At 65.9% G+C, this 14,916-nt stretch carries 14 protein-coding genes; 9 read left to right on the top strand and 5 right to left on the bottom strand.

Going from position 1 to position 14,916, the window contains the following annotated elements; genetic code table 11:
- Positions 1–7 precede the first annotated feature (7 nt).
- Together H0193_RS10540 and H0193_RS10535 are read right to left on the bottom strand one after the other, a co-directional pair.
- Positions 8–3,196 carry an error-prone DNA polymerase gene (locus H0193_RS10540; protein WP_181889876.1) on the bottom strand — a complete coding sequence of 1,063 codons (3,189 nt, stop codon included), beginning with the start codon at positions 3,194–3,196 and terminating at the stop codon, positions 8–10.
- 33 nt (positions 3,197–3,229) lie between these two features.
- Positions 3,230–3,787 carry a DinB family protein gene (locus tag H0193_RS10535; protein WP_181889875.1) on the bottom strand — a complete coding sequence of 186 codons (558 nt, stop codon included), beginning with the start codon at positions 3,785–3,787 and terminating at the stop codon, positions 3,230–3,232.
- A gap of 72 nt (positions 3,788–3,859) precedes the next feature.
- On the opposite strand from H0193_RS10535, the gene H0193_RS10530 reads away from it, so the two are divergent.
- The 6 genes from H0193_RS10530 to H0193_RS10505 all read left to right on the top strand — a co-directional run bounded on the left by H0193_RS10530 (position 3,860) and on the right by H0193_RS10505 (position 9,268).
- On the top strand, positions 3,860–4,840 hold the full coding sequence (locus H0193_RS10530; RefSeq protein ID WP_236883586.1) for a helix-turn-helix transcriptional regulator: 981 nt from the start codon (positions 3,860–3,862) through the stop codon (positions 4,838–4,840).
- A gap of 94 nt (positions 4,841–4,934) precedes the next feature.
- Complete coding sequence (locus tag H0193_RS10525; RefSeq protein WP_181889874.1) at positions 4,935–5,828, top strand: MetQ/NlpA family ABC transporter substrate-binding protein; 894 nt, start codon at positions 4,935–4,937, stop codon at positions 5,826–5,828.
- Between the two features lie 40 nt (positions 5,829–5,868).
- Positions 5,869–6,759, top strand: coding sequence for a MetQ/NlpA family ABC transporter substrate-binding protein (locus H0193_RS10520; RefSeq protein ID WP_181889873.1), 891 nt, complete (start codon positions 5,869–5,871; stop codon positions 6,757–6,759).
- A complete protein-coding gene (locus tag H0193_RS10515) occupies positions 6,760–7,788 on the top strand; it encodes a methionine ABC transporter ATP-binding protein (protein WP_181889872.1) in 1,029 nt (342 codons plus the stop codon).
- The gene (locus H0193_RS10510) at positions 7,785–8,486 is read left to right on the top strand and encodes a methionine ABC transporter permease (RefSeq protein WP_181889871.1); all 702 of its coding nucleotides are present in this window, start codon (positions 7,785–7,787) and stop codon (positions 8,484–8,486) included. The genes H0193_RS10515 and H0193_RS10510 overlap by 4 nt, the downstream gene beginning before the upstream one ends.
- Positions 8,487–8,497: 11 nt before the next feature.
- Positions 8,498–9,268, top strand: coding sequence for an HAD-IIB family hydrolase (locus H0193_RS10505; RefSeq protein ID WP_181889870.1), 771 nt, complete (start codon positions 8,498–8,500; stop codon positions 9,266–9,268).
- 202 nt (positions 9,269–9,470) lie between these two features.
- On the opposite strand, the gene H0193_RS10500 is transcribed toward H0193_RS10505, so the two are convergent.
- On the bottom strand, positions 9,471–10,349 hold the full coding sequence (locus tag H0193_RS10500) for a sucrase ferredoxin (RefSeq protein ID WP_181889869.1): 879 nt from the start codon (positions 10,347–10,349) through the stop codon (positions 9,471–9,473).
- 141 nt (positions 10,350–10,490) lie between these two features.
- Here H0193_RS10500 and H0193_RS10495 point away from each other — a divergent pair, with 141 nt between their 5' ends.
- A complete protein-coding gene (locus H0193_RS10495; RefSeq protein ID WP_202032267.1) occupies positions 10,491–11,078 on the top strand; it encodes an AMIN-like domain-containing (lipo)protein in 588 nt (195 codons plus the stop codon).
- Here H0193_RS10495 and H0193_RS10490 read toward each other — a convergent pair whose 3' ends face one another.
- Together H0193_RS10490 and H0193_RS10485 are read right to left on the bottom strand one after the other, a co-directional pair.
- Positions 11,079–12,632: a Y-family DNA polymerase gene (locus tag H0193_RS10490; RefSeq protein WP_181889868.1), complete on the bottom strand. Its 1,554-nt coding sequence runs from the start codon at positions 12,630–12,632 to the stop codon at positions 11,079–11,081.
- Positions 12,629–13,318: a hypothetical protein gene (locus H0193_RS10485; RefSeq protein ID WP_338026652.1), complete on the bottom strand. Its 690-nt coding sequence runs from the start codon at positions 13,316–13,318 to the stop codon at positions 12,629–12,631. Before H0193_RS10485 ends, H0193_RS10490 begins: the two co-directional genes overlap by 4 nt.
- Positions 13,319–13,494: 176 nt before the next feature.
- Between H0193_RS10485 and H0193_RS10480 the strand changes: the two genes are divergently transcribed.
- On the top strand, positions 13,495–13,911 hold the full coding sequence (locus H0193_RS10480) for a hypothetical protein (protein WP_181889867.1): 417 nt from the start codon (positions 13,495–13,497) through the stop codon (positions 13,909–13,911).
- A 547-nt stretch (positions 13,912–14,458) separates the two neighbouring features.
- Positions 14,459–14,911: a PspC domain-containing protein gene (locus H0193_RS10475; protein WP_181889866.1), complete on the top strand. Its 453-nt coding sequence runs from the start codon at positions 14,459–14,461 to the stop codon at positions 14,909–14,911.
- Positions 14,912–14,916: the final 5 nt, after the last annotated feature.

The following is a 14,916-nucleotide window of genomic DNA, read 5'->3' as shown; positions in this document are numbered from 1 at the left end:
TACCCCATCACCGGAAGTCCCGGGACCCGCGGGAGAGCAGCTCCCCCATCGCCAGAGGCTCGAGCCGGTCCGCCACCACGGACACCGCACCGGAGGCGTTTTGCACGATCCCGCGCACGACCAGCGCCTTGGCGGTGCGCGCTAACACCCGCTGTTTGTTCCACAGCCCGACGGAGATGACCACGTTGATCAGCCCGGTCTCGTCCTCCATGCCCAAGAAGGTCACCCCGCCTGCGGTGGCTGGGTGCTGGCGGTGCGTGATCACGCCGGCCACGCGAACGCGGGTGCCGTCCTCCACCCCATGCAACAACTCCGCCGCCGGCACCACCCCCTGCGCCGACAACGCCTCGCGCACCATCTCCACCGGCATGAGCCCCGGCGTGACACCGGTGGCCACAACGTCGGCGGCCATCAGCTCAAACGGGTTCATGCCGGGCAGCGACGGCGCCACCACCGACGACAACCCGGGCAGCATGCCCTCGCGCTCCGTGGCGGCCACGCCCGCCTGCCACAGCGCCTGCCTGCGCGTGCCCCCGAAGCAGTCCAGCGCCCCCGCCCGGGCCAGCGCCTCGACGTGCTCCACGGACAGGTCGGCCCGGCGCGCCAGGTCCGCGATCCCGTCGAAAGGCGCGGCCTGTTCAATCCGCAAAGCCGCGTCCGCACCCAGGCCCCGCACTAACCCCAACCCCACCCGGATCGTCGAGGAGTCCACGCACCGCGCCTCGCACCCGGAGTTGTTCACGCACACCGGCAGCACCTCCACCCCGTGGCGGCGCGCGTCCTGGATCAAAGACTGCGGGGAGTAGAACCCCATCGGCTGCGCGCGCAAAAGCCCCACGCAGAACTCCGCCGGGTAGTGGCGCTTAAACCAGGCGGAGAAGTACACCAGCGAGGCGAACGACTGCGAGTGCGACTCCGGGAACCCGTAGGCGGCGAAGGCCACGATCTTCTGCCACAGCCGTTCGGCGACCTCCGAGCCAATCTCGTTGGTGCGCCAGCACCCCTCGAAAAACCGCGACTTCAACGCCGCCATGCGAGCCGGTGAACGCTTCGACCCCATGGCCCGCCGCAGCGCATCGGCCTCGCGGCCGGAAAAGCCTGCCGCATCCACGCAGATCTGCATGAGCTGCTCCTGGAACAACGGGATGCCCAGCGTCTTGCCCAGGGCGCGCTCGAGCACCGGGTGGTCGTACTCCACCGGCTCCAGCCCGTCGCGGCGGCGCAAATACGGGTGCACCGATCCGCCCTGGATCGGTCCCGGGCGGATCAGCGCCACCTCCACCACCAGGTCGAAAAACCGGCGCGGCTTCAACCGGGGCAGGGTGCCCATCTGCGCGCGCGATTCCACCTGGAACACGCCGACAGAATCGGCGCGGCAGAGCATGTCGTACACGTGGGCGTCGTCAAGCGGAAGCTCCCACAAGTGCACCGTGCGGCCGGTGGTCTCCTCCACCAGATCCACCATGTGGTGCAGCGCCTCGAGCATGCCCAGGCCGAGCAGGTCGAACTTGACCAGGCCGGCCGAGGCGCAGTCGTCCTTGTCCCACTGCACCACCGAGCGGTTTTCCATGCGCGCCCACTCCACGGGCACCACGTCCGCGATCGGACGGTCGCAGATCACCATGCCGCCGGAGTGGATGCCCAGATGGCGCGGCTGCCCTTTCAATTGCGCCGCAAGCTTTTCGACGGCCTCCGGTACCTCCGTCATCCCCTTCGCCCAACTATCAGCCGCGCCCTGCGCGAACCCCAAAGCACGAGCGGCGTCGCGCACCGCGCCCTTGGTCCGGTACGTGATCACGTTGGCCACCTGCGCCGCGTTGTCGCGCCCGTAGGTGTCGTAGACGTACTGGATCACCTCCTCGCGCCGGCCCGACTCGATGTCCAAGTCGATGTCCGGCGGGCCGTCGCGGTCCGGGGATAAGAAACGCTCGAACAGCAGACCTGCCTCGATCGGCTCCACATTAGTGATGCCCAGCGCGAAGCACACCGCCGAGTTCGCCGCACTCCCGCGCCCCTGGCACATGATGTTCTGCCTCGCGCAGAAATCCACCAGGTTGTACACGATGAGGAAGTAGCCGGGAAAATTCAGCTCCTCAATCACCTCCAGCTCGTAGCGGATTTGGGCCATTGCTTTACGACGCACCTCCGGTCCCCGCGACGCATAGCGAAACTGCGCACTCGCCAGCGTGAGATTTCGCAGGTGGTCCATCTCGCTGCGGCCGTCCGGCGTGGGGTAGCGCGGCAGCTCCGGCGCGACCAGGTCGAGGGTGAACGCGCAGCGTTTGGCTAATTCGACGCTGTAGGCGAGCTTGTCCTCGCACCCCGGGTACATGCGTTGGAGCTGGTCGCCGGAGCGCAGCCAGTTCGCCCCCATCGGGTGCAGGTCCCCGTGCGCCTGGGCGAGCGACTCGCGCCTAGCCAACGCCCGCTTCGCCTGGGCCAGCCGGGCCTGGTCGCGTGTGGCCGCGGCCGGCATCGCGGTGACGATGGCGGGGAGTTCGCGTGCGTGTTTTTCCGCGTGCGCGTCTCGTGCCCGGTCCAGCGCTGCGTGCCGGTCCGCGTCCTCGGGCGTCATGGACACCTCGTACTCCAGCACCACATTGTCCGCGCCGAACACGTCGACCAGGTGGTCGATTTCTCCCGCCCAGCGCCAGCCGGCGAGCACGACGCAGGTGCCGCCCAGCTGATCGCCGATGAGCTCCAGCGGCGGGTAGGCCACCTTGTCCTTCTCGCGGGTGGCCATGTGCGCGTCCGCCATCAGGTGGGAGAGGCGCTTGTACCCCTCCGGCCCGCGGGCGATCACGGGCAGGACGGTGTCGCCGAGCGTCAGCTCCGCCCCGAAGACGGTGTCCAGCCCGGCCGTCGCGGCCGCCTCCGCGAACTTCACCGCGCCGTAAAACCCGTCCCGGTCCAGCAGCCCCACCGCGCTCAGCCCCAGCTCAACAGCCCGATCCACCAAGTCCTCCGGTTCGCTCGCCCCGCCGAGGAAACTATACGAGCTGACGGTGTGCAGCTCGGCGAACGGTGTCGTCGATAGGCATCGCTCGCGCGATGGAGACGTCGACTCCGCCTTGCCGTACGCGGCGCCTGCGGGCGTGCCGGTGTGGCCGACCGGCACCGGCTCCGGGCCTGGGCGGCCGGAGAGGATGCGTTCGAGCCGCGACCACGACAGCGGCGCTCCCCCGTTGAACCTCATAGCGGGAACGCTACCACTGTTCGAAACTGTGTGCTACTTACTCCAAGGGGTGATGTATTCGTTCGGTTCCCACCCCTCGATCGCTGCGAGCAACTCTGCAGCCTGCGCACCGTCAATCTGCTCCCGAATGATGTCCGCATGCCCGGCATGGCGGGCGAACTCCTCCACCGCATGCACGTAGATGTAGCGCAACTTAGCTACCTGCGGCTCATCCATGCCGTACCACGGGAACGGCCCCACCGGCAGTTCCGCCTCAAGGTCACCACCGCGACACATCTCCATATAGTCAGCTCGCACGCTATCGAAGCGTTCCAAGATGCGGTCCAGCGTCTCTTCGGCAGTCGGCGTAAAGCTGGCTGCAAAGTCGGCCTGCGAGTGTTCATACCCGGCAACACCGGCACCGGAAAGCGACCCCACCATGACAAACGTGACGTGTTTGAGCAGTCCGCTAATGCTCAGCGCACTGCGGAGTGGAGTGCGCCTCGCAGCATCGTCGTCAAGCCCAAACGCGCTAGCCCGCAGCGCATCTAACTGCACGTCAAGATAGTTACAAAGCGTGTCTAGCTCATTGTCTTTGCGCGGAAAATACATCGGTATTCCTTCCTGTTGATCACTTTCCAACCGGAACCCTAAGCCCCGTTGAGGACAGCTTTTGTCCGCAGCATGGAGAAGAATGACCGCATGGCAAATACGACGCAGCGCGTGCTCCAGCTTTTGGGACTATTGCAAGCGCGAACCACGTGGCAAGCAAGCGCCCTCGCCTCTGAGCTCGGCGTCACAGAGCGCACAGTGCGCCGCGATATCGCGCGGTTGCGCGATATGGGCTACCCGGTCAATTCCAGCAGCGGGATCGAGGGCGGCTACCAATTGGGCACTGGTCGCCATTTACCGCCCCTACTCCTCGACGACACCGAGGCCGTCGCGCTCGTCGCGAGTCTGCGCATGATGGCCCTGAACGGCACCGACAACGCTGGAACAGCCGCACTTCGCGCCTTGGCCAAGATTGATCACATCTTGCCGCCCCACCTGCGAGCCCTAGCATCAGCGGTTGATAACGCAACTACGGCGCTCCCCCATGAGCGCCCGACCGTCGAACTACAACTACTCACCCAACTCGCCACTTCACAGCGGGACCACACGCTCGTACGTTTCACCTACAGCAAGCCCAACGGCACATCATCCACGCGGGAAGTTGAACCAGCCCGGCTCATGACCCAAGGCGAGCTCTGGTATCTCCAAGCATTTGACAAAAGCAGAGACGACTGGCGCACTTTTCGCCTCGACCGAATAAGCAACGCACAAACAACATGCTGGGGTTTCACCCCGAAAGTTCCACCACCCCCGGACTTCAGCAGCGATATCGCAAAACGCTATCCCTGCGTCATCCGTGTGGAGCTGGAAAGCTCACCCGAGCTGGTGGCCGAACGGATCCCCCCTCCCTATCGCACCGACCTAGAGGTAGCCAAAAATGGATGTACTTTCGTCACCGGCGCACCAGATTGGGACGATCTTGCATGGCACCTTCTTTGGGTATGCCGCGACCTGGACTGCAGGATGAAGTTGGATGCGAGCGCAGAGTCAGACCACCTTCGAACGGCGTTGCACAACATCGGACAAGCTGCGCTTTTATTGGCCCAGGCATAGAAGCGCAAACTGCTTCGTTCTAAAAAATAGACTAAGCGGTACATAGGGTGCTAGATTCTGACCCGTCATAGATTCCCTACCCAAGGAGACCCCAATGCGTATCAAGCGCACCCTCGCAACCGTTGCCGCGGCTGCCCTCGCCACCACGGGCTTGGTCGCCTGCTCCAACGAGTCCGACGACACCGCTGACACCGCCGCCAAGGACGGCGACAACGTCACCGTCAAGATCGGCACCACCGAGGCCGACCAGGAAGCGTGGCGCGTGTTCAAGGACCTGGCCAAGGACAACGGCATCACCCTGGACATCGTCTCCTTCTCCGACTACTCCCCGGTCAACGAGGCGCTCGCGCAGGGCGAGCTGGACGTGAACAAGTTCCAGCACATCAAGTACCTCGCCGAGTACAACAAGGCCTCCAACAACGACCTGCGCATCGTCGGCTCCACCGAGATCGTGCCGCTGGCGCTGTTCTGGAAGGACCACGACTCCATCGACGGCATCGACGGCGAGTCCGTCGCCATCCCGAACGACCCGTCCAACCAGGGCCGCGCCATCAACGTGCTGGTCCAGGCTGGCCTGCTCACCCTGAGCGACACTGTCGCAGACGAGCTCGCCCCGACCCCGGCGGACATCGACAAGGCCGCCTCCAAGGTCACCGTCACCCCGGTGGACGCGTCCCAGACCCCGTCCGCTTACAACGAGGGCAAGCCGGCCATCATCAACAACACCTGGCTGGACCGCGCCGGCATCGAGCCGGGTCTGGCTATCTTCGAGGACGACCCGGAGTCCAAGGAGGCTGAGCCGTACATCAACGTCTTCGCCGCCCAGGCCGACAACATCGACGACGAGACCCTGAACAAGCTGGTCGAGCTGTGGCAGACCCCGGAGGTCGCCGAGGCTGCTGCGAAGGACTCCAAGGGCACCTCCGTGCCGGTCTACCGCGACAAGGCTGAGCTCAACGAGATTCTGGACCGCCTCCAGAACAAGTAAGTCTCCGCAAACACCCAACTAAGCAAAAGGAGCACGCTTTATGCGTACCAAGCGCGTTATCGCCGCTGCAGCGGCATCGCTCATCGCGGCCACCGGGCTGGTGGCCTGCTCGTCGGAGACGGAGTCGTCGACAAGCAATGGCGATGGCGACAAGGTCACCGTGAAGATCGGCACCACCGACGCCGACCAGAAGGCCTGGAGTGTCTTCGCCGACGAGGCGCAGAAGGCCGGCATCGACCTAGACATCATGCGGTTCACCGAGTACCCGCAGGTAAACCCGGCGCAGGTCGAGGGCCAGATTGAGATCTCGAAATTCCAGACCATCAACTACCAGGCCCAGTACAACGCCACCGCCGGCGAGGACCTGCGCATCATCGGCTCGGGCGAGATCAACATTCTGGGCCTGTACTGGAAGGACCACGACTCCCTCGACGGCATCGAGGACACCGAGGTCGCGATCCCGAACGACCCGTCCAACCAGGGCCGCGCGATCAACGTGCTGGTCCAGGCCGGCCTGGTCACCCTGCGCGACGGCGCGCCGAAGCTGACCCCGACCCCGGCCGACATTGACAAGGACGCCTCCAAGGTCAAGGTCGTCGCCGTGGATGCGTCCCAGACGCCGAACGCCTACAACGAGGGCCGCCCGGCTGTCATCAACAACAACTGGCTGGCGCGCGCGGGCATCGACCCGGCCTCCTCTGTGGCCGCGGACGACCCGAACTCGGAGCTGGCGGAGCCGTACATCAACGTCTTCACCGTCTCCGGCGACGACCTGGACAACGAGACCTACGAAAAGATCGTGGACGTCTGGCAGTCCGAGGAAGTCACCGCGGCGCTCAACGAGGATTCCAACGGCACCGCCGTGCAGGTCCAGCGTTCCAAGGAGGACCTCAACGAGATCCTCGACCACCTTGTGGAGGAGTACAAGTAGATGACGCACACCGGCACCCGGATTGAGTTCCGGAACGTATCCAAGGTCTTCAAAACCAAAGACCGCGAGGTCAAAGCCGTCGACGACGTCACCCTGACCGTCGAGCCGGGCGAGATCCTCGGCGTGATCGGCTATTCGGGTGCCGGCAAGTCCACGCTTGTCCGCCTCATCAACGGCCTGGACATGCCTACCTCGGGGCAATTGCTTCTCGACGGCACCGACGTCGTCGGCATGCCCGAGCGCAAACTGCGCGAGATCCGACGCAACGTCGGCATGATCTTCCAGCAGTTCAACCTCTTTTCCTCCCGCACCGCCGCCGGCAACATCGAGTACCCGCTGAAGCTGGCCGGTGTGGACAAGCAGGAACGCAAGCGCCGCGTCGCCGAGCTGCTCGACTTCGTCGGCCTGTCCGAGCGCGGCGAGAACTACCCGGAGCAGCTCTCCGGCGGCCAGAAGCAGCGCGTCGGCATCGCCCGTGCGCTGGCGACCAACCCGTCGCTTTTGCTTGCCGACGAAGCCACGTCCGCCCTGGACCCCGAAACCACCCAAGAGGTGCTCGCGGTGCTGCGCCGCGTCAACGAGGAGCTCGGTATCACCATCGTGGTGATCACCCACGAGATGGATGTCATCCGCTCCATCGCCGACAAAGTCGCCGTCATGGAGGACGGCCAGGTGGTGGAGTACGGCAGCGTCTACGATGTGTTCGCCAACCCGCAGACTTCTGTGGCGCAGCGTTTCGCCGCCACCAGCCTGCGCAACCGCCCCGACGAGGTGGAGGCCCGCGAGCTTCTGGCCAAGCCGGGCCGCTTGTTCACCGTGGATCTGACGGAGGATTCCGGGTTCTTCGGCGCGGCGGAAGCCGCCCGCGAGCGCGGCGTGTCGGTGGAGCCGGTGCACGCCGGCATCACCACCTTGCAGGAGCGCTCCTTCGGCAAGATGACCGTGCGCCTCAACGGCGACGATGCCGCCATCAACGAGTTTTTGGCCACCCTGCAGCAAAGCACCGAGATTGAGGAGATCACCCGATGAACCCGTCAAGCACTGGCGTAACCGAGTACATCCTCGCTGAGCCGAACTGGGACACCCTCGGCCCCACCTTCCTCGAAGCCATCGGCGACACCCTGTGGATGGTGGCCATCACCATGGTCGTCGGCGGATTCTTCGGCCTGCTTCTGGGCCTGTTTCTGTACACCACCCGCCCGGGCGGCATCCTGCAGAACAAGGCGGTGTACACCATCATCAACGTGGCGGTGAACTTCTTCCGCCCCATCCCGTTCATCATCATGATCGCGATGCTCTACCCGCTGACCCTGCAGGTGGTGGGCACCACCATCGGCCGCGCCGCGGCGACGTTTGTGATGTGTTTTTCCGCCACGTTCACCGTCGCCCGCATTGTCGAGCAGAACCTGGTGGCCATTGATCCGGGCGTCATCGAGGCTGCCCGCTCCATGGGCGCGAGACCCTGGAAGATCATCACCTCGGTGATCCTCCCGGAGGCGCTCGGCCCGCTGATCCTGGGCTACACCTTCATCTTCATCGCGGTGATCGACATGTCCGCCATGGCCGGCTACATCGGCGGCGGCGGCGTGGGCGACTTCGCCATCGTGTACGGCTACCGCGCGTTCGAGCCTCAGGTCACCTGGGCTGCGGTGCTGGTCATCGTGGTCATCGTGCAGCTGGCGCAGTTCCTGGGCAACTGGCTGTCCAAGAAGGTCATGCGCCGGTAAGTTTGGGTGCCATGAAGGTTGCGGCGTTCGACTTCGATGGCACTCTCCACCACCCTCCCCACGGTTTCCACGAGGAGGACATCTCCGCGATAGATGCCTGGCGTAAAGCCGGGCATCTCGCCATTTCTGCCACCGGCCGCTCCCGCACCGCCCTCGCTTACGGGATGCGCGGCAGCGGGCTCGCGTTCGACTACCAGGTGCTGTCCAACGGCGGCGCCGCCACGGACGGGGCGAACCGCCAGCTCATCTTCGGCCACGAGGTCTCAAGGGACGTACTGCGGGCGACTCTGGACACCTTCGGTTCCCGCGACGGCCTGGCCATCTTCGGCACCACCCTGGGCCACGTCGACGGGGTGTTTGTCGACAACACTGGCATCACCAACTCAGCCACCGCAAATTTCCAGCAGATGACTCCCACGGACATCCCCGACCACCGCTTTGTTCTCGTGCCCATCTGGGTGCCGGGTAACGCGGACCTGCGTGCGGAGGTCGTCGACTGGGCGTCCGCGCTCGGCGAGGTCGCAGTCGCGCAGAACCAGGACTACATCGATCTCATGGCCCCCGGCCGTTCCAAGGGCTCAGGCATCCTGCAGCTTCTCGACGAGCTCCGCCTCCCCCGCGAATCCCTCCAGCTCTACACATTCGGCGATTCCTGGAACGACCTGCCCATGCACGCCATCGCAGATACCTCCCACAGCTTCCACCACTCGCCCGCCGAGGTGCGCGCCGCCACAGACCGCGTCATCGGCTCCGTGTCGGAGGTCCTGGGCGAGTACATGTAGCGCCCCTCACAGATCGTCTAGCAGCCGGGAGAACACTGCTAGACGGTCCGACAAACGCGGACAAGTTTTCCCAGGTGATGATGAACATGTTTGTCGGTATCGGCCTGATCGTCTAGCAGGGTGGCGACGCTGCTAGACGATCCGCAGCACCAGCCCAGGACACCCCCGAAACCTGATCTGTGGCGGCGCGGGAAGCAGGAAGCTAACCCCGCAGGGTCACCGACGCTGCGACCCAGGCCGTACTCTCCTTCGGCGCCTTCCCGCACGAGTCGACCACACCGGACACCGGACGCTGCTCCAGCTGCACCTCGTACACCTGGCCGGACGCGGTGTCGGTGACCAGAGCGGAGCCGTCATCAGACGCAGCGACATCGAACTGGCCGTAGCGTGCGCCGGGCACCTCGGCGGCGACGGCGAGCTCGGCGACCTGCTCGACGGGGCCGAGGGTGCCGCGGCCGCGGTTGCCTGGGACGAAGTAGAGGCCTTCGGATGCGTCGGTAAGCATGGCGTCGGTGGCCTCGACGTTCATGCGGCCGAAGCTGTAGGCCCACGGCATGAGCAGCATTGTCGGCGCGAAGCGGTGGCCCTTGATGTGGGAGGTCTCCCACACCACGTCGTTGCCGGGGCCGAACGGGTGGCGCGCGTGCAGCTCGTTGACCATGGGGCGGCCCTTTACCGCGCAGCAGCGGTCGCGCTTGGCGTGGGTGCAAATGAGCAGCAGCGGGCGCTCGCGGCGCTCCGCGCCGTTGCGGCCCGGGCCGGAGAGGTCCAGATCCAGCAGCTCGTCGGGGCCATCGATGTGCTTGACCTCGGTGACTGCCTCGTCGGCGAAGACGAGGTACAGGTGGTGGTCGCTGATATTGCGCCCCTCGCGCGTTGGGTGGCGGATCAGCAGCAGCGTCGCGTTATGTGCCTCGAGCAGCGGCTTGAGCTTGGCGGTGAGTTCTTCGCCGAGGGCGGCGTCGCCCATGACGTCGCGGGGCCAGGCTTCCGGCCACTCGAAAAGCACGTACACCGAGCCGGGCTTGGCGGTCCCCGGCAGCGGTTCAACCTCTACGTCAGAGCAGGGCAGTTGTTGCATGTCCCCACCATAGCCAAGAGAGCAAAATTGCCTCCGAGACCACCTCTTAGACACCACACCAAGTTATAACGGTTGTATAACCTTTTGCGATTTCGCTCTTTTCCTTTTTGATCTCACCTGTCCGCTGGCTACGGTGACTGGGTGTTTAAAATTTCCGGTCTTTCCCGCGCGGCGTTCGCGGGCGCGTGCGTGGCGGTCGCTGCCGCGTGCGGCGCCTGCGGGGCCGTCAGCGACGGTGCCGGAAATACCCTGATGGGCAGCATTTCCTCCCCCACTACGCAGGCGCAGCCGCTGGGCACGGCCGACCCGGCGCCGAAGACGCAGCGCCCCTCGGTGCCGTCGCGCCTGGCCGTGGTCGGCGTGCGTGTCGGCGCGCACGAGGGCTTCGACCGCGTGGTGGTGGACCTGGAGGGCGACGGCAACCCGGGCTGGTTCGTGGACTACACCTCCACCCCGATGCAGGAGACGGTCGGCCAGCCACTGCAGGTGGCGGGCAACTTCTTCCTCAACATCAACGTCGACGGCACCGTCTACCCCTTTGAGCTGGGCAAAGACAACAACGTCCCGGTCACCATGGCGGGCGACACCGGCAACGTCATCGACGTGATCAGCGCCGGCACGTACGAGGGCCGCAGCCAGATCGTGGTGGGCCTGCGCTCTGAGCTGCCGTACTCGGTGCAGGTGCTGGAGAACCCGAAGCGCGTTGTTGTGGACATCGTCCAGAAGTAGCTAATACACAGCCTCGACGCGCCAGCTGCGCCGACTCCACACCAAAAGCCAGCCGGTCACGGCACCTTCTTCTCCGCCTTCGCGGCCCACGACCTGCATGCGCGCGACGCGGCCTGCGGGCAGCTCGGTTTGCGTCCACCAGTCCGCGTCCACGGGCCACGGGCCCGCCCACCCGGTGACCAGATAGCGCTTCTCGCCCCAGGCCAGCCCGTACGGTTCGCTGCTCAGCATCGCTTCGGCGGTGACGATGACGGGGGCACCGGAGGCGTCGATAAGCATGATGCGCGAGGCCGGGTGGTCGATGCCGCCACCGAGGCGCGCGGGCAGGGGTTTTGGGATCGCCCCGGGCCACGATTGCCTATCGACGTCCTCCGGTTCCTCCCCGAACGGCACCATCGCCACGCGCTCGGCCACCCCGCGCCCGCCGACAAGGCGCGGTTGGAGTACGGCGTCGATGCCGAGTTGGGATTGGACCCGCTCGACCACCCGGCGCGCGGTATCGGTGGAGGCGCCGTCGGACCACAGCTCCCCCACTGGTTCCGGCGGGGCGAATTCGAGCGGCTCGAGGATGAGGCTGGTGATTGCGCCGGAGCCGCCGTTGGTCAGCCAGCCGTCGAGTTGCCAGCGCACGCGGTCCGCGGTGGCGGCTTCGGTGAGTGGTTCGCGGGTGCGCCAGACGCGTTCGACGCGGGTGCCGTCGTGGAGCTCGGCGACAACTTTCAGGCGCAGGCAGTTTCGCCCGGTGTCTTTGAGCCGTTCGTGCAGGCTGGCGGCAAGGGCGCGGGCGGCGAACGCGGCTGCGTCCACGCGCTCGATCGGGTCCTCGGGCGTGATCGCCACAGCGAGGTCCTCCACCGGCAGCTCCGGGGCGACGCGGCGGTCCGGCGCGGCGGAGGCGATGCGGTGGATGCGCATGCCTTTGGTACCGAAGCGGGTGGTCACCGCGTTCGGCGGCAGTTTCGCCAGCTCCCCGAGGGTGGAAATGCCCAGCTGGCCGAGCGCTTTGACGGTGTCCATGTCCGCGGCGAGCGACTCTTCCGCCATCAGCACGCCCAGCGGCTGCGCGGCCAGGAATTCGGCCGAGCCACCGGGTGGGACCACCTGGGAGACGCGCGCGGCGATGAGCGCGGTGGCGATCTCGTCGGCGGCGCCTGCCTGGGTGTCGATGCCGCGGCGCGAGGCAGCGTCGATAAGCATCTCGAGCGCTTTGTCCTCGGACCCGTGAAAGCGGCCCGCGGCGTCCACATCCACCACCACGAGCCCGGGGCGTAAGACCTCCACACTGGCGGCGACCTCGTCGAAGCTGGCGGCCAGCGAGGCGAACATGCGCCCGTCACGGTCCGGGTTGTCCTCTATCACCGTCAGCTCGGGCGCGACCGCCTGGGCGTTGCGCACCCGCATCCCGCGGCGGATACCCAGCTGGCGTGCGGCGTGCGAGCACACCTTTATCCGGTGCTGCGCTGCGATCGCGATCGGTTCTGCCAGCTCATCGCCCGATTCCAGCCGCGCGGCCTGCACCGGCCAGTCCGGGAACCACAGCGCCGCGGCCCTCATGTGACGGCCCGGAGCCTTCGCTTCTCGACGCCTCCGGTGCCCAGCGTCACCCGCGCACTCGCCGGACGGTAGCCCTTGGCCTGCGCGCGGACGTCGAAATCGATGCCGGTGATGCGGCCTGTACCCCGGCCGATGCCGTGGAACTGCGCGAGCTGGCCCGTGACGGTCAGCGCCGGCGAGGGCACTTCCACGTTCACGCACACCAGCGCTGCCTGGCCTTTGCGGATCCTGGCCAACAGCGGGCGTGCGCGCACCGGGGTGAGCTGGAACGGGCTGCGGGTGCGCAGCACCACCAGGTCGAGGCCCTCGGCGAGCACGCCCGCGACGCTCAAGTCGTCGAGGCCCGCGTCCGGCACCGCCACCACACGCTCCATCGCGTCTGCGTCGTCGCCTGTACCGATGCCGGCGTAGGACAGTTCCGGCCAGCCCACCACACCTGCGCGCCCGCCGGCCTGAACCACCTGGCTGATCAGCTCCACGATCAGCGCCGGGGTGTCGCTGACGTGCGTGACCGCCCGGCGCGGCAGGCCCCCGTTCGGCAGCACGAGCGAAAGCCCGCCCGCCACCGCAAGGGTCTCCGCATCCTCAACGACCTGTTGCGGAACCTCCCCGCCGATAGCGGCCATACGGGCGCGCAGCTCGGCGATCTGGTCGGCGCGCGAGGGCTGACCTGGCGGTTCATCCACAACCGCCAGGTTTGCCGCCGCTGCCGACGCAGCTCGAATAGGTGTTCCACTCACGCCAGACAGTATGCACCCCGGGGCCGACACGGGCAACGCTCCTGGTCGAACATGTTTGCGTATATATTGTCCCGCGCAAGCAAAGAGTCGCGCCACGAAGCTGACCGGTTAAGCTGCCCAGCATGATCCCGATCAGCGCAGCAGAGGTCCGCAACCGCGTCACGCCGATCCCCACCCCGACCGTCGTACGAGCACTGGGCTCTATCGGCGTGGGCGCATCCGTCGGCGTGATGGTCTCGCAGGCGCCGCTGGGGGTAAAAGCGGCCGTGGCGATCCTGTGCGTCGTTGCCGCCGTCGCCGTCACGCTGCTGCACCCCTACCGCAAACAGCTCCGCGCGTTTGCGGAGGAGAAGAACGTGGCCAGGGTGCCGTCGATAGGCATGGTGCTCCCCCTGATGCTGTGGTGGCTGCTGCTCATGCTCGCGCCGCTGGCCGGTTGGCCCGCGGTGGGCGCGTGGGTTGCGGGTGTGCTGGCGGCCGCGGCGGCGTGGGTGTTGTACCCGCATGTGGACGGGTCGCGGCGCCTCGCGTACGCATAGAGCTACTCGAAAGGATCTACTCGAAAGGCTTTCTAGTAGACGAGTTTTCGCAGCTCAACCTAGAAACATTCCCTTTCGAGTAGCTTTCTAGTAGCTTTCGAGCTACTGCAAAGGCCCCTTCAAAAGCCATACCACCCGAGGGTCCCGCGGCCCTTTACCGCGCCATTGAATAAGGCCCTCCTCCCGCAGCGCTTTCAACGCGCGGCGGGCAGGGGGGTTCGAAATACCCGCGTCTACTCGAAAGGCTTTCTAGTAGACGAGTTTTCGCAGCTCAACCTAGAAACATTCCCTTTCGAGTAGCTTTCTAGTAGCTTTCGAGCTCCGCAGGAGCACCTTCGCACAGACCCCTAGTAGCAAAGCCCTATTAAAGCCGAAATCGGCGCATACTCGGGGTCTGTCACTGGGGGTCTGTGGGTGGCACGGCGCAATCGCCACAGCAAGACAGCCCCGCCCCAGCCCCGCCGCACCAAAACCCCGGCTGCGAAGTCCGGCGGAGATACGGATAATGGCGCACATGGCTCAAGGATCTTCAAACTCGCTTCAACACATGTGGGACACGCGCCCGCACCGCATCCCGAAGGACGAGGGCGGACGCGCCGTCATCGCCGGTGTCTGCGTCGGCATCGGCGAGCGCTACAAGGTCGACCCGGTGGCCGTGCGCATCGCGTTTGTCATCCTCAGCCTGGTCTTCGGCGGCGGCATCTTCGCCTACCTGCTGTGCTGGATGTTCATGCCGCGCGTGGGCATGAACATCACCCCGGCCAAGGCGATCATCACGCCGAAAAGCGAGCTCACCCCACACGAGATCGAGGAACGCAAGCCCGGGTGGTGGCTACTTATCGGCCTGATTGTGTTCCTGCCCGCGGCCGGTGAAGCGGGAGACCTGCGCGGCACCCTGATCAGCTTCGCCGCGTTCTTCTTCGTCTGGTTCTTCACCTACGCGCGCCAGCCGGAACCGCCGGCAGGCCCCAACAGCAACAACGACCTGGTCTGGCGCTAGCCAGC

This window comes from Corynebacterium haematomassiliense, from assembly GCF_013978595.1.
GTDB classification, from domain to species: Bacteria; Actinomycetota; Actinomycetes; order Mycobacteriales; family Mycobacteriaceae; genus Corynebacterium; species Corynebacterium lehmanniae.
Note: the sequence above shows the minus strand (reverse complement) of the source record. Positions and strands in the feature narration are given on the sequence as shown.